The sequence below is a fragment of the Mucilaginibacter galii genome (genome assembly GCF_014635825.1).
GTDB classification, from domain to species: domain Bacteria; phylum Bacteroidota; class Bacteroidia; order Sphingobacteriales; family Sphingobacteriaceae; genus Mucilaginibacter; species Mucilaginibacter galii.
On sequence record NZ_BMDO01000003.1, the window covers coordinates 362,585 to 381,890 of the forward strand.

Genomic DNA, 19,306 nt, shown 5'->3' on the forward strand with positions numbered 1-19,306 from the left:
GGGTACGCCGTACCGATCAAATTACTTTAGCAGGTTTTGGTTTACTTTCTACCGGGCAAGTGTTTACCTGACATGCTGAATGGCCTGTTTTGAAGGTTTATGTGGGTGTCCAATTCAGAAGTCATGTTAAACTTCCTCGTAAAATGCATAACGCCCCTTGCCTAACAATGTTAAGCCCAGCCGGGTGCTTCCAAAGCGCTTACTATGCTGAACAAAGTGAGGTATAGCGGTCCGGGTATATACCCGGCAAGCCGTTTTTGTAACACAAAAACATGGCTTGCTTTTCTTTAATAAGCTTTCATACGCTTCACGTATGATATAGTGAGTGAAATTAATCTAATTACATAATGCATTAAGCAATCGATTTTTAGGCAACTATATTCGAGAAGGCACAAGAGGATAGGATTAGCCACTTAGAGCTATTTGGGAGGGTTATTCTTTTTCTTATTGAGATGCTTATTTGCCTTTTTAAGTTCACTGCCTACCTCTCCCAGTCGCCTTTCAATCGGAAGTTCTTCCGGATTGAGCCCAGTATTCTTTTTGACCATCGCTCTAATATCAGCGCCTACCTGCCGGTGAACATTACTGGCTTTTGCTTCGCTAAAAAAAATTTGCTGTTTTAAATTTTCTTCAGTCAATGCTATGCGGAATAAGTTAGCTGATAACTCAGTCTTACCCATATAATCAAGTAGTGGCTCCCCTGATTTTAACCCCTTTTGCACTGCAAGCTTTTGTATGCGCATATTGTACATGCCCAGATATCCTGCATCATTAAACCGTGCAAAGTTACTTACACCAGACTTTTTGGCAACAGACATAAGGGATTTATTACCATCCTTAATTTCTTCGCGAATTATTAATCTATCGACATCATTTGCTCCTGATAGCAGTAAACTAAGTTGCTCTGCCTGTTTGGCGAAATATGCTTGTGCTCTTGCTACTTCCGGTTTCTTTATATCACCATTCATGGCGACCATATAACAGGAAAACCTCGTTAGCTTATAATCTGAAATACTAACGCCGTCAACGACCCGATCAGTCTTTTGAAAATTATCGTGGGTGTCAATGTTAATTGTTAAACAAGCTTGCATAGCCCTGTGAATAGGCTTTGAGAAAGATGTCAAATTTGGATAGCCTAACATCTTTGCAAAATCCGATGCCCACCAATAGGTAATTCCATTTTCGTGGCTGTAATCTTCAAAAAGGAGCGGCTTCTGCTGCACTGAGTTATCGTTTTCTTCTGACATATAAGTTAAAGATAAACAATGTTAGCCTTATAAATATCATCTTTGTGTCTGAAAAAACATCAATTTTTGTCCCACAAATATAAGTTTCTTAAAGGTTTATTTTGAATACATCACAATCCAGCTTAAATAGAAACCTACAGGCAGAGATATCGATTGTGACTATGAGTGAGTTCCCAATGCCTTCCTTGTTGAGCCGGAAGAAAGGTAGTTGTCTCTGGCTTAATATCGGATATTAATATCAGCGGTAACGTAACCTTTATTAGTTATGATAAATGCTCATCGTCCCTTCTCTTCTTTCCCTGGTTTTGATATGCAGTTCCAGCAATAAGTGGCGATCGCTGCCGCACTGGTCATCCCTATCACGCGCATTTAAGGTCTTGTTTCGAGTGCTACCAACCTATTATCATTGTTATCATCTCGTTCGCGCTTTCGAAGCATTTAGTTTCCAGTTCCAGTAAAGAGGACTGATCATTAATCGTTCACGCTTTTCATTAGTTTTAGTCATTGGTTCGACATCCCCGGCATTGACTTAAACAAATGGTTTTTTAACGCCATGAACGTGAATCACATTGAAAGACAGCTCCCTGTCATTCGTGTACACAACAAGGGTCTATATATTGGAAATGCGATTTACCTGGTGATCGAAAATAGGTGGTTTATGCATGGTAAGAAAGGTAATATAATAGAAATGAGAATGGACAATTGCACAACTATAGTTACTTGCTCAGATTTATGTGTATCATAACATTACCTTTCTAAAAGTCAATGATATACGCAATTCCCGGTTAATTCTCTTGCCGTCAATCTGGTCTGCCAAGCGAGCAGCAATACCGTGAGTCCAATCATACCTCGCCTCACCGGAAATCGCGGCAACGCTTCTCTGCTTTAGCACATTTTCTATCTTTTCTTTTGTTTTAAGATTGATAAAATCCATGGTGCAGTTAGAAGCCAGACTTAACGAAACGATAGTATCGCCAAAACAAGGTGCGCAATCCACATGACCGGCAATTCCTTGTCCAGGAAGATATTCGTTAACAATAACCTGATCTGGCTCATCTTTAATGAGGTTATATGCTACCAATTTTTTTGCAATTTCTTCAGCCCAGAGTGGTAACTTGCCAAGAAACATAGAGTAGTCAATTCCTCGAGCTTTGTAGTCATATCGCCAGCCATAATGCTGTACACGCCGTTTTATATCGGTTAACCAAGGTTGTAGATTAATCTCTCTGATCAATTCTTGTTCTTTTGCTGAATCGATAAAATTATCTAAATAAATAAGGCCAGGTATTGTCGTCTGTGCGCAATCATTCTGTGTGCCTTTCTGTACAAGAGGGTTTGACGCATAATCCGGAACCGGATTGAACAAGTCATAATTATCAGTAGACTTCATGCTAATTTCAAAATTTCAAATTTACCCTTGACCGTTTTATACTCATATGATGGGTATTGAACATTGTGATATCTAATTATTTCCGATCCCTCCAATTCTACATCATACTTAATGAGTAACGTTTTAAATTCTTCATACCTTATACTAAGTTCTTTTTTTACAGAATTTTGATATAAAAGATATTTTGGTATAAAAGGATAGGTATCAATTATTTGGTTAATTTTATTGGCTATTTCCTTTATCGGCAAAGATTCACTAGCAAATACAAAGCAGCAATTGATGATAATGCAATTAGCGTCAGTGAATGATTGGATATTTATTTCATCTAAGGTGTTGAAGAACTTACATTCATTAGTTCCGGAGAAAACGTCGTTATTTAAAATCTGACGTGCTTTAGCGATCATGCTATTTGCACTGTCTATTCCATAATAATCAAACACGACTTTTTCTTTGGTTTGCTGGTATAAATAATCTGTAAACGATAAGCCGCTTGTGCCTGGACCGCACCCCAAATCTATGAATTTGATCTTTCCAGATGAGTTGTAATATTCCGTAAAAACATTGCTTCTTTCCAAAAGAGACAAGGTACTGTAAAAATGCATTCGCATATTAAAATAGCAGTAAAGATCTGTTACGTTCTCGGATGTTAGCCCTTGATATTTCCGGTCAAAATCAGCCTGCCCCTGTTTGATAATAGCAAATCGGATTTCCGAACTCGGAAAACCAAATAGCAAATTAGGATAATTAGGCGAATTCCCTTTTACACTATTTAAAAAGTGAGTATCGAATATATCATTAACAAAGTCGGAAGGTGTGTATTCATGACCATCATAAGGTTGAATATTAAGGTCCGCAATTTCATCACTTTCCCGCTGATTAAACTGAGACAGCAAGGGAAACTTTAACTCAATTTCTTTGCTTATAAATAGCTTAGACAACTTTGCATAGGCATCAGCAGATAAATGCTCTTGTGCATAAAGATGATAGTCGGCCAGATCCTGTAAAAGCTCGTTAGCATTACCATCGTCGGTTTCATCCAACGCGGCCGACAATAAAGTCAGGTATTTTTCGAATTGGCTGATATGTTCTGCATAAGTATGGTAACGGCCAATCTTTATCCACGCGTCCAGACGTATCTTAAAATATGGATTCGAGATAAATCCAATACAAGTATCTAAAAATTCATCCGCTTTCGCTCTTTTGAAATAATAAGCTAAATGAACAAATAAAGATTGTAATCTAATTTCATCTAATTCTTCCTGAGAAAAATCTTTAGAAAGAATAGATAGCAGTACAGACGCAAACTGATCAGTATTCTCAGATCTTGTAGGAGCAATCTGAAACATATATCTAATCGCCTCACGGTTGTTACGTAGGTAATCTAAAATCTCTTTAGTTGATTTTAAGATTAATGCATTGCTAAATATAACCGGATCCATTAGAGTTCATTATTGTCCAATCCGCTTGTCAAGGCCTTCAATGCTTCCTTAGAATCTATCTTGCCGGTATTTATTGCCTCAACTAAATCAACTTTTTTAAAAGACACAAAGTACTTGATCATTTCCTTTGGATTAGATATTAGTGCATTAATATTGCCGAAAGACCATGGCAAATTCTTTCTGTGACAAAATAATCCAATTTCGGTAAAAAGCCCTGGAATCTCAGATCCCAATTTGGCCAGCTTTTCATCAATTTGTTCAGTAAGTGTTTTCCGTTTAATGTTATAGATGAATCGATCTAAAACCTGAATTGTGCTTTGGGAATAACCAGCATTTACATTATCATTCGATAATCTACGTTGTAATGATTGGCTTGCACACGGGTTAGGTAAGTAATCCAATGGTGATTTGCTTATCTGCTTATTAAAAGTAAACTGGTAAATCGTTTCAATCACATTCAGATCAAACTTATCCTCTAATTTGAATTTTATGGCTTGTCGTTTTTCTCCATTAACAAAGAATTGAAAAACCTCATCTTCGATAACCTGTCGTTCCTCATAATTGCGTAGTGCGGTATAGCCATAGAAAAATCCTAGACAGGCAAATGTATATTCCGCATAAGGCAAATGAATTAAATCCGGCAAATCTGCACGGGATATAGATCGATCCTCGGAGTTTAAACTTCCATATTGCCTTAGAATAGCAAAAAGATAAAGGTAAAATTTGTCGCTATCATTTAATGCAGGTATATTTCTTATTGCGGTTTTGCGCTCCAAGCTTTTATTCAGGGCAGTTAAAGTCGATCTCACTTCATGCAGGAAATCCTTATTAATAACATTATCTGCGAGAAGATTAGCAAATTTTGCCACGTCTTCGTCGTGAAAATTTTCTCCGGAGATCAGCCGTTCTATCAGCCATGAAAATATTGCTGATTCTCCTGCTTTTACGCCGAACAATTGCCTATAGAAATTAGTTGCACGTTCGTTTACAATAATCTCAAAAGCGTTGTCCTTAGTTAGCGCTTGTAGTGCAAAAAGGAAATGGTCCGAAAGTGTCTTTAAAATGTTAGTACGTTTTGCCAATAACAAATTATAATTGCCCAAATAAGCAAAAGCGCCTAGAACTTTATCATAAAGATTAATCGAATCTAACTCCAATGTCGTTTCCGCTAAGACAATTTTAGGAAGGGTAACCGTCTTTAATGATTTAGGAATTATTTCGATTAATTTTTCCGGTATGATTCCACCATCATTGGCAATTGCCGTCTTGTAAATTTCATTTTTAACTGCGGCTGAGACCGTATATATTTTCTTTATTCTGGATATCGGTAAGGGAAAATCGATTATACCCACAGCGTCATTAATCTGAACACGAGCTTCCTCATCTTTGGTCAGTCTTATTTCCAGTAGTAATATATTGGAAACTGGATCAATGATACCGTTACTGATTATCAAACCATTTCGATAAATTGATTGAACGTCAGGAAATACTTTGTCTCCTAAATAGGCATAAGGTAAGATCAACGCCTTGGAAAAAACACTATAAATGTTCTCTGCTGCAATTTGAATATATAAGGGCTTAGCGAATGTTAAACCGCCGGAAGATAAGTTTATATTCTTCACCCTAGGAGTTAGAAATGAGCCATTTGGTTCCTCATTGCTAGACGAGAGATTGTCATTTTGGCCATAACCGTTTGGAAATAAGGTGTCTTTTGAACCTGTATTTTTTTTGATGTTGTCAGCATCTTTTGTTCTGTTTTTCTTTTCTTTGGCCATCGGTTCCAAAATTAATTAAAAAGGTAAATCATCCTCTTCATCCTCTTGATAAAATGAAATGATGCCCGGTTTGTGTTCATACATCAAATATAACGTCCGGCGTGCCCTTGTAGCAGCAACATAATAATGATTTCTGGTTGCATACATTTTTGGAGTACCATCCGCTTGAAAATCGGTTGTGCCATCTCTTTTTCTTTTGGCCGTAGCCAATGCCCAATCTGATTTATCAAATAATGGCATTATAACAATATCGAATTCAAGTCCCTTGCAAGAATCAAATGTCAGGATAAATGGAGTCTGTAGACGCGTTTCCATATTTAGTCGATCATTGTTAGGCATTATATGCTTATAATAAGAAAATGACATATTTTCTGGTGCAGTCCCATCACATAGATATCCATTACTCTCAAAAAAATCCTTCAACAAGTCTATTTGAGGACCTGTATGCAAAAGAATTCCAATGTTGCTGTTTGGGCTATCTACTACAATTTTTAGAATCAATGCAAACTGCTCATCTTGAGTCATTTGGTAGATTTCCGGTTTATCACCTTCATCGAGTCCTGTTAAATCAATCTCTTGGACAGTGATGTCCTCCGGAACGAATTGTCTTGCAAACTCAAAAATTTTCCTTGTATTACGGAAATTTCGAGATAAACCTTGTCTACGGGTCGCCTCCTGATCATTCAATAATTTAAAAATTAATTCATCCGCCGGCTCGGTATAGTGTCCCTGTAAGTCTTGTGCGCGATCAGCACCACAGTTCACAATTTCTCCAAGCAGGTAAGTTAATTCAATCACTTTAGGCTCGATGTCCTGCGCTTCGTCTATAAACAGTCCAGGAAACTTCACATTTCCTCTGGCAGCAACAAAGTCATTGAAATTTCTTCTCAGCGCATCGGTATCTTCATCCTTTAAAACGGCTTTAAATTGAGCCCAATACCATTCTGAGATTGATCCAACAGTGTCCATTACTAAATTTTCCACTTCCCACTCATCTAATTCCGGCAGTAGAACATCCGCTCTTTGCCTCAATGTGCCACGTATAGAAGCCATTAACGTCCTATTGAATGTAAAAAACATTGGCCGTTGATCCTCGCCAATTTGCCTTAGATACCTAAAAATGGAAACCACAGTTTTTCCACTTCCGGGTCCTCCAGTAACGAGCATAGAATGTCTTGGTATGTAGGCCAACCGTTGTGATCGAGTTAACTCATCAATAGGCGGAAGTCTAAATCTAAAATCAGGCATGATAATTTAGGTTTTTCCGAATCTACAAAAAAAGAACGATTGTTAATTATATTATAAGTATTCAACGCGTACAAGTATACTAAAAAAGTTAGCATTATTTGTAGTGATATTTTATCTACCTATCATCGGTTTTTTTCAAGATCGAATCGAAAGACCTATTTAGGCTGCCTTGTAATATTAAAGTAATTCGATTTATTCAGGATTTGGTCTGAGTGATATAAATGAATAGGTCGCTAGAACAGGGCCCAAAATGAGCCACCTATAAAGAACTTATAGACGCTAAGCTTCTTAAATCTTCGATGAAATGGTTCGAGAAACACCCAGTTGGGTGCATCTAACTGGGCTCGAATCACGCAGCCAGAAGATAATCTACCGAACATTTGAAACGACAGCCCCACGGTTCTACTTGATAGATGGCGCGCAATTATTAACTACCTGTAAAATGCCCGAATACCATCTGTCTAAGTTCGTCTACCGTGTCAAAATTTTGCTTATAGACAGTATACAGTCTTTCGAGGTAGTGCGGATCAACACAACATACATATTCCTTTGCCTGGAGCAACATTAGCATATCGATATAAAATTTAAGGTTCGGGTTAAAAACTTCCCGCATATTCCTGATGCGAAAGAACATCTTATTCGGCGCCAGCGGAAAGATCAGGTCATCCAAAAATGCATCTGCTTTCTCTAGATGACGGAGCATCACAGGGTTGTCGCTGCAAATCGCAGGAAAAGGACGAGTGAATGTCTTAACCGAACAAGGCCATTTGCAATCTAACATATTCCAGTAGTTAGTCGCTGGTAACACATTCCGCAGTCTTTTGAAATAAAAGGGATCATCTTTCACCCATTCTTCATGTTGCTTCGGATCTATCTGTTGCATAGTTCTTCTATCTATCACGGCAACACCCAATTGGTTCAATTGATCAAGACTGATTGCTGAATCGATCAATTCGCGCTGAGAAGGCACCCGCCAGAATAATTCTCCTGCAAAATAATTGAGCCACACGATGTCTTCGTTGATCAAGCCAAACCCTTGATCAACGGCTTTAATCTTGTCTAAAATTCGCGCATAGCGGCTTTCATTTGCGCTGCAGATCGTTTCCAGATAATTATCGGCCCAACCTTCTGTTGGAGCTATATTATCGTCCGGTATAAAGAAATGGCTGGCCGGTGAAAACCATTTATTTTCGCCCTTGAAGCGGCCTTTCGCTACGGAATAGATTAGGAATTTCCCCTCTTTATTAGTAAACCCCCGCAGATAGAATTGCGGTAGGTAATGATGGTTAGCCATGGTAAATGATTTAATGGGCTCGATTATTTATCCGATAACCCGATTGACAACGTTTGCGATAATTACCCATAGTTAATTTACAATGGTTTTTTGTTAGACTGTTAGTAAATTACATATTTTTTTGCATTGATGGCTTGTATCTTTATGGTTACTCTTTGTATTATAGCAACCATTAATGACTGATCAGCAAACCAAAAACCAATTTTTATTACACTCAGAGAAACCTGCGGTACTAGCAGGCGAACCATTTCCATATAACCGGCTTCCTAATCCAAAAAGGTTTGAGGAACTGCTCTACAGCATTTTTGATGTGCTCGTGGAAAATGCTATGCTGGCGAGACATAACCGCATCAGCCTGATGCCTGGTGTTGCTGATGATGGAAAAGATTGTGTACTCTCCATGAACGGAGATACAAATGGTATAATTCAGTGTAAACAATATAATAACAACCTCAGCAAGGACGAGTTCGGGAAAGAAGTAACAAAGTTTGCCCTTTACAGCTTGATCAATCCGGCTTTGATTACTGATCCAAACAACTTTACTTATTACATAGCAGTTGCAAAAAACTTTGTAAAAGATTGCAGTGACTTTATTGATGATTTTAATCGGTTGATCCAGGAAGAAGACGAAATAACTAAATGGATTTCTTTCAACCTAAATAAATACGCAAAACTTACTACGCTCAAGATCAGAGAAGCCGAACTGCCTTCGGAGGTCATCGCGGTTCTACAAGGTATAACGATTAAAAAATTGAATCATCAGGATTTGGACAACTATTTGTCGATGACCGAGATGCAACACCTGATCGGACAATTCTTTGGTGTCAGGACAGTAATAGACAATAGGGAATTAGCTGCTCTAAAGCAGGAAATTAAGTTTTTTAATAGCAAAGAACTTTCGAAATCCAACATCGATCGTGAACTACAACGAAGCTCTATCTCCCTTCGTGCTGAAAGAAATGAATTCTTAGGCATTAGTGATTCGCATATCGAAAGGGCTGAAACCGAATTATTATACCAATGGCTTACCAAAACACTTAAAAAAGACGATCGGAATCGGCTTCTTAACTTTTGCTTGCTTGCGGGTAATGCAGGAATTGGAAAGACCGTAATTGTCAAAGATCTGTACGATAGATTACTAAAGGAAGGCATACCCGTACTTGGTTTGAAGGCTGACAAAATCATTTCGGCTTCAATTGCAGAACTTCAGGATAAAATCGCGCTATCCATACCTATCTATGATTTCATCGAGAATTGTAAGCGGGTGTACCCTACTACAATATTGGTGATCGATCAGATCGATGCGTTATCACAATCCATGTCTTCAAATAAAAGTTACCTGCAAGTTTTCAAAGATCTGATCGAACAGTATACGCACGACCCTAACGTGCGGATTATAGTGTCTGTAAGACTGGCGGATCTGCAATTTGACCCCTCCCTTAAAGTTTATAAGAATATTGAGACGATCAAAGTCGGGCCACTGCCGGATGATGCCATATTTACTCAGCTAAAAAAGATTGGTATTTCTCAGGACGCTGTACCTGACAAATTGTTGAATCTTCTACGTACGCCTATCCATCTGAACATTTTCAGCCAGATCGCTAAGCGCAAAAAACACCTCGGCTTAACCAACATCCAACAGATCTATCAGATTTATTGGAGAGATAAAATCATTAATGTTCCCGCGAGTACGAAAATCACAAAAGGTGCTGTAAAACAACTGGTCTATGACATTGCACAACGAATGTTTAAATCGAACACGATTACGGTAAGTACATTTCAGTTCGAGGATTATGCCGACGAGTTAAATTACATGGCGAGCGAACGGATCATTAAGATCGAAGATAATCTTTTGCAATTCTTCCACCAATCATTCTATGATTTTGCATTCTCTAAACAATTCGTAGAGGCCGGAAACGATGTGCATCAGTATTTGATGGATCAGGAACAATCTATTCATATACGCTCAGCGGTACGTATGATCGTTAATTATTACCGCGATTATGATCCAGTAAAATATAACCGCTTGCTGACGCAAATTTTTAATGATTCGGGTGTTTTGTTCCATCTTAAACATTTGCTTTTTACTTCCCTGTTACAGCATGAATATCCTACGAATGACGAAAAAACACTAGTACTCGAAGAGGTAAAAAACTCTTTTCAAATGCAACTGCTATATCTAGAGACAGCCAGTTCCAATACATGGTTTGACTTTGCGATAAACCATGGCATGCTGGATGTGCTGAATAAAGAGAGTCACGAGTTCGCCGGTCATTCACTGGGGAAGAGCGAGTTTAACTACTATAAGAACGCTGCATTTTTCTTTTTAAGATCTTTCACTACTTCAAACTACCAAGGGGCATGGAATTTCACTCAAAAGTTGACCGATAATAGTACGATCGTTAATATCCTGTATACGCTTACAAACTGGTCAAATCCTATTAGTTTCGAGCTGTTTGAAAGATGTCATGATCAGGCTGAAAGTGACAGTTTCGCTTACTATCATATCCTAGCCAATATCGCTAATGACAGCCCAGATTTTGCATTGGAAAAAATTGAAGAGACGCTTCCTGGGCGGAACAAGAGTCGTGATGCAAGCTATAGGGATTATGAAGAACATGAGGTGTTAAAATCACTGGCAAAAGATTTACCTGAAAAGTTGATCGATATCCTTTATCGTACGATTTCGTCAGATTTTCGGCTTGATCAGCTTGAAGGTTATGAGGACGACTATTTTATTATTAATTATGATTACGCTTACACAGATCTTCGCGACGATGATACTTTAACCGGAAAAGAGTATTTGTATCGTTTGCTCGCAGTTTGTCTCAAAAGAGCTGCTGCGAAAAACCATCCAGAATTTGATCGCTTTTTCGGCGAGCATGTAAGGGGCCGTTACAAGGCTGTGCTGAGACTACTAATTTTTGCCTTGCAGGATAATGAACTAGCTCATATTCAAAAAGTTTATGAATTGTTCCTTTTCTTTCAATCGATTAACTACTTCGACTCCCATAGCAGGTTATTAGGTGCCTATCGTGGAATTTTTGAAAAGTCTTTTTCTCACTTCTTGCCGGATGAACAGCGAAATGTATTGAATACGCTTAGCGAATTACACCTACCACGTGAGATCGGGTTTCGGAAATTTGATGACGGCCACGTCAAATTCTACGAGACTTTTGGTATTAATAAATATGCGTGGATGAGACGATTACCACCACAAGTTTTCGAAGACGATGCGATGCTTAAGCTTCAGTTTAGGGGATGGCAGCGTAAATTTCAGGGCTCTTTCAAAGAAGCCCGTTATTCCGGACTGTTAATGGCAAGTGCGGTCGAAAATCCTATCAGGCCAGACAGGCTTGCTTTTATGTCAAATACTCAGTTGCTGGATTCGTTTAGAAAATACAATAGCGACGTACGTGATTTTGGAAGAAATCGGGGTGGTTTAAGGGAACATGCGAGTGCGTTTGGAAAACTTATCAGTAAAAAAACCCAGCTTAAGCATATTGAAGTAATACGTGCCAGTCTCTTGGACCAGTTGATTCCATTGGATTACCCCTTGGAAGGTATCCATGGTTGGCTTGAGGGAGATGGCGATCCCGTGCAAATTGTAGATATGGCACGTCCACTGTTGGTTGATAACAAAGCAGCGCAGTACGAATTTATATGCATAAGTATTGCCAAACGTCTCCTATACTCGGGAATATCAGATGATTGGGTTGTTGATTTTTTAATAAAAAAATCATTAGATTTTAATAGCGTCGACGAAGATAAGGAAGAAGATAGCACTGGCACGGAAACCGATTTGAACAGGGGCATTTGGTCGAGGGGGGCCAGTAAAAATTCGGGTAGAGCTATTCGTGCTTTGCTAAATGTGAGGGAAGATCAACAAGAGCTAGTGCTTGATCTATTTGAGAAAATATTACAAAATGGACCGGACACTGCTAAAGCGGTCGTATTGCATGACTTTGCGTATTTGATGCGCCGTAACCCTGAAAGAGCTTTTAAGATTTTCGCGAATGCCCTAAGCATAGAAACCGATTCGCACGTGCTCGCATCATCGATCGTTTCAGCGAACTATTTGATCAATTACGATTTCCAAAGGCTAATTCCGGGGCTTCGCAAATTGATCGCTCTAAAAAACCTTGGCGATGAGGATAGTCGGAACTTGTTTGTTGTGCTTTTTGGTGCCTTTTTACATGGATACGAACAGTCAGAAGATATCGTTTTTCAACTGGTTCGCGAGAATGCAAAAAGCGCACGTATTGCAATTTCAGAAGTCATGAAATACTATTACACAATTGATGGCACTAAAGAAAAATGCAACAGGTTGTTACATCACGTTCTCGAAGCTTCCACAGAAGAAGATCACAAAGAGCTTAGATGGAGTTTTATTCAAGTTGAACATTTGAAATTACCTGATGTATTTGTTTTTTTAAAGTCCTACGTACAGTCCAAGTACTTTAAAATGTCAGAATATTTCCTTGAATATCTTACTTTTCAATGTAAGGATCATGTTTTGCTTGCCATTGAACTTTTTGACATGGCATTAGATAAAAATTCAGTCTTAAATGAGGAAGAGGAGCGGTTGTCAACAAATGAACAGGCTACGAAATTTATCATTGGAGCATTTAACTCACTTCAAAACCAGACCAACCCAAACAAAAGCCTCAATCATAAATTGCTGTTATCATTCGACAAAGTGCTCATGGATTTCCGCTATCGAATAAGAACTGAAAAGCTATTAGAAGAACTTCTGTAAGCAAGGGTATGTTAAGGTTGCGATAAGAAAACAGTTCAATACAATGAAGCCACATTTTTAATATAAGAATTCGTGATAATATGACATCATTCCAAATTCAGGTGGCAATAGTTTCTACCTTTAACCTTTCTGTTTAATATGTATCACCCAACTCAAAATCATTTCAGATAACTCTGGAGCTATTTGTTTCTGCATTTGTTTGATTTCAAAACTAAAAACAAAAGAGTCGCTTATTTGAGGATCTAATATCCCTTCCCCAAACACTTTCTCTTCTTTTAAAATCAATATTGGCAGTCCAGCTTGATAAGCCATTCCAGCTTCTATTTGTATCCAAGGGGAGGAACTATATTTATGTGTTATTTCTTTTGATTTCTTTGAAAACTCTTTTTCGTAGCCGATGTAACTATGATGCCTTTCAAGGCCAATAACAATAGCAGCCGCACAAGTGTCCATTATTTCCTTGATTGGCTTTAATGGACTTCTAAAGTTCCAATTATTCTTACCCAAGTTAATTGGATTTAATCCGTGTTTTCTTAATTCAGCATCAATTAGTGAAAGAAATACCGTTTGTTGTTTATTGTAAGGGGTAGGATGCGAAATAAATACGTTGATAATATCTTGCATAATTGGTTAAACTAAAAGACCAATAACTTCCATCATCGGTTCCTGAGCCGTTGTTTCTTTATCAAAACCTCTTATCTGCACCTGTTCCAATTTCAATACTGTTGGTTTGATATTTTCATGACGATCAATAGCGTACTGGAACTTTAATTTTGTCAAATTTTCAATTAAAGATACTGGAACCTGATAATTTTCATCTTCTTTAAACTCAAGGAACGGCTTGAGTGAAGATTTTTTTTCAACGATTTCGAAATCCCTAGTGCCTATTTCGTTAATTAAATTATCTCTTCTTAAAGGATTGATCTGTCCCATTAAAAAACCAGCTCTGTAAAGTTTCTTGTCTTCTTTCAAATAGTAAATCACTTTCCAAAATAGAACGGGAATTTTGAAGGTTGTCCCATCTTCAAGCTTAACTTTAAATTCGGGATCCAATTGATCTAATACCGGACCGGTAAAGACCGAAATCTTAGCGGGTTGAGGTACACGCCCTTTTATTATTACTGAATTCTCTAAATGTTTCCAAGGCCCGTTATTTAAAGAATCGTGTTGTGGAGAGGCGTTAGGATAAAAAAATGTACTTATTGCAGCATTTTGAGCATTCATTTGGTTACCAGAATAGTCCCATTGAACGTCTTCGCGTTTAGTCATATGACCTTTTTCTATAACAGCTGCTTTGATTGAATTAAAATATTTATAATCATTTGATGAGAGTTGCTCATGATCACCAATCCTTTGATCTCTTTTGAAGTTTCCGGACCGATCAACTTTCTCAAAATTGATTCTAAAAATATTACTTGCGCTTATTATTGGAACACGCCTAGTTTTCGACTGGATTACGCTATAATAAATATAATCTAATTCATCATTTGATGTGTCCTTGTTTATCGCTATATCATTTGCGTAGGCTTTGTAGTCGGGAATCATTACTTGAAATTCTCCGCCTAGAAAATCAATGTTGAAGCCTTTCATACTTGTCGTCATATTCTTCCCTCACGTACCAACCTCCAGTAATGATGGCCTAAAGAAGTAAGTTTACAGGTCTTGGACCGCATTGCGGCATAGTACATGTGCTCTTCACCTACCGGGACGATTAAGCCAACGCTTTCTAATTTCTGGAGATTTTTAAAAATAGCTACATTTTGCTTGTTAGCATAAGGTTCGATTACCTCATGAGCGACGTCATTAGAGTTTGTGTCCTCAAATGAAGGATCAAGTTGCAGACTATCTGAGGGAGTATGGAAATACTCAGTCAACTTTCTAAGCGTACTAAGAGAAACTTGCGGGACAATACTCCTTAATTCTACAAATTCAGTAACATTCGTTTTAAACACAGGTCTTTGCTCATGAGCGCCTAAAGCCTGATCTATATAGGCATATAAACCTCCTGGAGAAATATGCCCTCTAACATCGGCTGCTCCTCCTTTTAAACCTTCAATCAAAAGATTAGTAAATATGCCATGTCCGTTTATTTCTTTAGCTTCTTCATCTTCTCTAGACGAAGTAAGAATTGATATTCCTGTGTTTATAGGTGTAATACTACCGTGGTCAGTTGCGTTACCAAAAAATCCTGATTTGCAACAGTCAAGAATTATTACCTTATTTTTCGTTTTTGATTGATTTGCTAGATTTAAAATATCATGCATACCGATGCCTTCATCATAAGTTTTATGGTCTGGAGTTACAATATAACCACCCAATTCGTTAACAAATCCATGACCAGCAAAATATAACAGAGCCATATCGGCGGTGACTTTAAAAAAGTCAGAAATTTTAGTCAATAGTTCAGACTTCGTTTCAACGTCATAAAGCGTAACAACTTCAAAATTCGTAGAATCATTACCATTTACCTTAAGGAGTTCAGAAATGACTCTAGCATCATTTGTTGCCCCCTTAAGTGGATGCCTGGGATATTTATTGATGCCTATTATTAAAGCTTTTTTCATAGTTTAAGTTAAAGACTATCTATGAAACTATTAATGTTTGCATCTGACCACGCCTTTATATTTATACCAAATATATCAGTACGATCGTTAGAATAAGCCCATATGCCTAGGATCGGCTTTCCTTCTTCTTTTGCACATTGAATTTCCCATTTTTGACCATTGGATGTAAGTGAGTTTTTACTTACCAATATGATAACGCCGTTAGATCGTTTTATCCTTGTTCTTACCCTATCTTTCCAATCACTATCATATGGTTGTTTTACAGACATATCTATAAATTCATATGGCGCTCTCGGATGTAGCGATTGTCCTTTTAAGAAATTTCTTTGATTTTCGTCCTCGATCGCAAATGCGATGAACAAGACTTTTGTATTAGCCATTGGGTATAGGTTTATTATTAATTGTTTAGGTATAAATATTTATAAAAATAGTACTTTCTTTTAAATGTTAAGATACCATTTTTCAACATTTGAAATTTTAAAAAAAGGTTCAATCGCGCTTAAAAGTTTATAGATTCCTGTGTTTTGCTCCTGGTACACTGTAGTAATGTTGAAAATCGCCCCCCTTAAATTACTTCTGTCAAATACGGTCTAAAATGCGTAGTCCTTCTATGAAGCGGTTCGAGTTTAGTCCTGTTGGGGCTACCTGAGAATTAGTTTTACAATCCTGCTCGGTAGCCGGAGCTGGACTCGAACCATATAATCAAGTAGCTAATTTTCTTAACATTCCCATGATGGGTTTTTCGTTGGTCAGACTAAACACATATATTTGAAATCTAAACCATCACGTGTCAATGAGTGCAGATGTTACCAAAATCGAACTTGCCAAAGCGCTAAAAGCAATTAAAGCAGTTGCCACTGAAGATCAATTTAACCAGACAAAAGCCATTTATATACAAGCTGGCGGCGAAGAATCTGTAATGAGTTCCGTGAATGGATTATCAGAAGAAGATGAGTTTGCGTTATTGACTAAATTGCTTTGTACAGCTAAACATATAATCGGTTTTGAACAACGGCCACTTATCCAAGGAGAATATACAGTTGCAGATTATTATCTTACAATGAAACCTGCTTGTTCTGTATATCAGAAGAAAAGTAGTCAAATAGCCGACTATAAATGCGTTATAGATGTAAAATCAACAGAAAAGGATAAATTTAAAATTGGTGGTAGCAAACTTCAGAAACTTAGAAATTTTGCAGACTTACTCAACCTTCCTTTATATTTTGCAGTTCGGTTTTTGCGATTTAATAACAGCGCTCTTTGGGCAATTGTAAAAGATGAGGATAGATCGATTACTTCATTGCAAGTTAATTATTCCGATATTGTTACAGGATACCGGTCTGCATTTTGGGATGAATACTCAATTCTGCTCAATCCTTTATTGATATTGGTTGCGGAGTATTCCAAGTCGTCAACAATTGCCTCGCTTGGACATCAACAACACGGAACTCAAATTTCTATTCAATTTTTGGAAAATCAGACGCCTCTTTTAAAGTTAGAAGGCGGCGATGGTTTTATGACCAGTGCATTTATGGAATGTTTCAATCTTGAAGAAGTTGAGGTTGAAAAAGTTGATGATGATATTACAAGACAATATTTAAAGCCAACATTAGCGGCTTCGCTTTTAGCCGATTTGATATTCAAAATGAATCGCTTGCCAGTTGATGAATTTGGTCGGATAGTTTATGATGCAACAAAATTAATTGTTCGCTCGGACACAGATGCGCACGAAAAATTAATCGATAGAAAAACAATAGAAGCAATACTTCCACCATTAGTACGAGCCAATATACTTTCATTTGGAATTATTGGAAATCATTTAGAAAGATGGAAACAATTAGGTGGGATTACATAGGGTATTTTGCGTAGACAGTAGTCTGCTAAGAAGCTACTAGCCTCAAATCCGTCAAAAAGGGGTTCGAGAAGCTTCCCTTACGGACTGCCGTTTACTGTAAAAGCTGTTACCTGTTTAGCCCCTAGGGGAATCGAACCCCATCTACGCCCCCTTTGAATTGTTTAAAATCTTTAATTAGTAGAGCAATTGTAGCTTTTTAATGAACTAAAAATTACATAATAAAAACGAAGATTATCAATATAGAAGCTAAGTCGACGACTTATAATACACTTTATTACTATATTGAATAACAATAAAGGTTAGCCATATTCTGTAGCATAAATAACTTTTAGTTATCAAAATTCGGGATCACTAAGTCGACTACGTTCCATAATATAATTGGCTGTCATTTCAAATCCAATTTCCATTTCGTCAACAGACATCAAGTGGGCTTTTGGGCCAAATTGCCTGTTAATTCCTATCTGGAAGTAAGCTTGGAAAATGTCCGGATCTGTGATTGCTTTTTCTTCAGGAGTTTCTGGAATTAGTTTAACTATGCACTTACCGGGAAACAATGGGGTTAATTCAAATTTCATTTTCGTTTTTAAGCAAAAATAGGAATCTTTCATCAGAGTGCTGTTTAAATTAATCTTACAGTGGCGTGATTGACATCATTCTAACCATTCAAAACCTGGGGTAAGTATTTGACTGAGTGGTAGACAAGTCGTCCCATGAAATTCATCCTCCCTGTTGAGAATGTAAATTTCATTAGCTAGACGATTAATATTAGGAATATTACGCAGCAAATTATTGTTAGCTATTCTAGTATTCAGGACATAACTTAATTTGATAGCAGTAGTGATAAAAACACCTCTTTGGTAATTATACCTCGTCATGAACTCCGCAATTTTGCTGATATCTGCCACTACCTCCTCCCATGATAACGTGCGGCTTGTTTTGACTTCAATTATATATGGATGTTCATCCGCTACTGATGGGGAATGCAGCAGAAAATCCGGAATATAAGCCGCAGTTAATGGCCTTAGCCCTAACCTTTCTGCTAAGTGTATGATTTGCATTTTTTTTAATTCTCCTTGTAAACAGACGTTTTGAAAAACCGCCATATGCTGGTCCATCAACATTCGCAGTTGATGATACAGTTCATAGCAGAAAACCCTTTCTCCGGTCTGGATAATAGAATTGCCTATAACTTTTGCCTTTAAAGTAATACGTTGCGATCCAAAAGTATTCTTTATAATATCACTAGCTTCATTGTAATGGGTACTTAAGTAAGCTGGCGCAACATTGTTGACAGCAGTAATTAACAGGTTTTTGAAAATGTCAAGTGCTTCGTGATCCACCGTTCGATTGTTTATAAAGGTATAGCCTCCAATTTAATCATATCAACCAGTATTTCGTTATAAAAATTCTATCTAAAATAAAAAAGCCCCCACGGACATGTCTACGGTGTACCCACAAGTATAAGCTGTATTTTTGCGGATGCAGAATGCGGATTACAGAGATAGGTTCGGAGATAAACGGATAGAGCGCCGGGGTGAAGAACTACATAAAAGATTATTCAGGTCAGGCCGAAGCAGCATTCAGTCTTTGTCTTTGACAAGGGCGGAGCAAAAGGCATATTATCGTCTGCTACATCATGAAAAGGTCAGCGAACGTAAGTTAGTGGACGAACTCTCTGATCGTTGTAGCGCTTCTGTTAAGGGTAAGTTGGTATTGGCGATACAGGATACAACGG

General features: G+C 37.7%; 15 protein-coding genes. 3 read left to right on the forward strand and 12 right to left on the reverse strand.

From position 1 onward, the window contains the following. Window positions 1-419: 419 nt before the first annotated feature. The 6 genes from IEV61_RS08415 to IEV61_RS08440 all read right to left on the reverse strand — a co-directional run bounded on the left by IEV61_RS08415 (window position 420) and on the right by IEV61_RS08440 (window position 8,393). Window positions 420-1,247, reverse strand: a complete 828-nt coding sequence (locus tag IEV61_RS08415; protein WP_188415603.1) for a BRO family protein — start codon at window positions 1,245-1,247, stop codon at window positions 420-422. A gap of 739 nt (window positions 1,248-1,986) precedes the next feature. Then, window positions 1,987-2,637 carry an alpha-ketoglutarate-dependent dioxygenase AlkB gene (locus IEV61_RS08420; protein ID WP_188415604.1) on the reverse strand — a complete coding sequence of 217 codons (651 nt, stop codon included), beginning with the start codon at window positions 2,635-2,637 and terminating at the stop codon, window positions 1,987-1,989. Then, the gene (locus tag IEV61_RS08425) at window positions 2,634-4,076 is read right to left on the reverse strand and encodes a class I SAM-dependent methyltransferase (RefSeq protein WP_188415606.1); all 1,443 of its coding nucleotides are present in this window, start codon (window positions 4,074-4,076) and stop codon (window positions 2,634-2,636) included. Before IEV61_RS08425 ends, IEV61_RS08420 begins: the two co-directional genes overlap by 4 nt. Continuing rightward, the gene (locus IEV61_RS08430; protein WP_188415608.1) at window positions 4,076-5,851 is read right to left on the reverse strand and encodes a hypothetical protein; all 1,776 of its coding nucleotides are present in this window, start codon (window positions 5,849-5,851) and stop codon (window positions 4,076-4,078) included. The genes IEV61_RS08425 and IEV61_RS08430 overlap by 1 nt, the downstream gene beginning before the upstream one ends. 15 nt (window positions 5,852-5,866) lie before the next feature. Further along, complete coding sequence (locus IEV61_RS08435) at window positions 5,867-7,099, reverse strand: DEAD/DEAH box helicase (protein WP_188415610.1); 1,233 nt, start codon at window positions 7,097-7,099, stop codon at window positions 5,867-5,869. Window positions 7,100-7,526: 427 nt separating this feature from the next. Further along, window positions 7,527-8,393, reverse strand: coding sequence for a DUF4238 domain-containing protein (locus tag IEV61_RS08440; protein ID WP_188415612.1), 867 nt, complete (start codon window positions 8,391-8,393; stop codon window positions 7,527-7,529). A 175-nt stretch (window positions 8,394-8,568) separates the two neighbouring features. On the opposite strand from IEV61_RS08440, the gene IEV61_RS08445 reads away from it, so the two are divergent. Beyond that, the gene (locus tag IEV61_RS08445; RefSeq protein ID WP_188415614.1) at window positions 8,569-13,152 is read left to right on the forward strand and encodes an AAA family ATPase; all 4,584 of its coding nucleotides are present in this window, start codon (window positions 8,569-8,571) and stop codon (window positions 13,150-13,152) included. Window positions 13,153-13,272: 120 nt separating this feature from the next. Here the strand turns inward: IEV61_RS08445 and IEV61_RS08450 are convergent, their stop codons facing one another. Genes IEV61_RS08450 through IEV61_RS08465 form a run of 4 tightly spaced genes read right to left on the reverse strand, consistent with a single transcriptional unit; the run spans window position 13,273 to window position 16,096 of the window. Further along, entirely contained in the window at window positions 13,273-13,776 is a 504-nt protein-coding gene (locus tag IEV61_RS08450; RefSeq protein ID WP_188415616.1) for a hypothetical protein, read from the reverse strand. Between the two features lie 6 nt (window positions 13,777-13,782). Next, window positions 13,783-14,742 (reverse strand): DNA/RNA non-specific endonuclease, encoded by a 960-nt coding sequence (locus IEV61_RS08455; RefSeq protein ID WP_188415618.1) that lies wholly within the window; start codon window positions 14,740-14,742, stop codon window positions 13,783-13,785. Window positions 14,743-14,750: 8 nt separating this feature from the next. Then, window positions 14,751-15,716 carry a caspase family protein gene (locus IEV61_RS08460; RefSeq protein ID WP_188415620.1) on the reverse strand — a complete coding sequence of 322 codons (966 nt, stop codon included), beginning with the start codon at window positions 15,714-15,716 and terminating at the stop codon, window positions 14,751-14,753. A gap of 8 nt (window positions 15,717-15,724) precedes the next feature. Further along, window positions 15,725-16,096, reverse strand: a complete 372-nt coding sequence (locus IEV61_RS08465; protein ID WP_188415622.1) for a TIR domain-containing protein — start codon at window positions 16,094-16,096, stop codon at window positions 15,725-15,727. 413 nt (window positions 16,097-16,509) lie between these two features. Between IEV61_RS08465 and IEV61_RS08470 the strand changes: the two genes are divergently transcribed. Continuing rightward, window positions 16,510-17,571 carry a hypothetical protein gene (locus IEV61_RS08470; RefSeq protein ID WP_188415624.1) on the forward strand — a complete coding sequence of 354 codons (1,062 nt, stop codon included), beginning with the start codon at window positions 16,510-16,512 and terminating at the stop codon, window positions 17,569-17,571. Window positions 17,572-17,906: 335 nt separating this feature from the next. On the opposite strand, the gene IEV61_RS08475 is transcribed toward IEV61_RS08470, so the two are convergent. Then, a complete protein-coding gene (locus IEV61_RS08475; protein WP_188415627.1) occupies window positions 17,907-18,179 on the reverse strand; it encodes a hypothetical protein in 273 nt (90 codons plus the stop codon). A 42-nt stretch (window positions 18,180-18,221) separates the two neighbouring features. Further along, window positions 18,222-18,911 carry a hypothetical protein gene (locus IEV61_RS08480; RefSeq protein WP_188415629.1) on the reverse strand — a complete coding sequence of 230 codons (690 nt, stop codon included), beginning with the start codon at window positions 18,909-18,911 and terminating at the stop codon, window positions 18,222-18,224. A gap of 139 nt (window positions 18,912-19,050) precedes the next feature. Between IEV61_RS08480 and IEV61_RS20775 the strand changes: the two genes are divergently transcribed. Continuing rightward, window positions 19,051-19,306: transposase DNA-binding-containing protein (locus IEV61_RS20775; protein WP_373867829.1), on the forward strand; the 256-nt coding region annotated here is incomplete at its 3' end.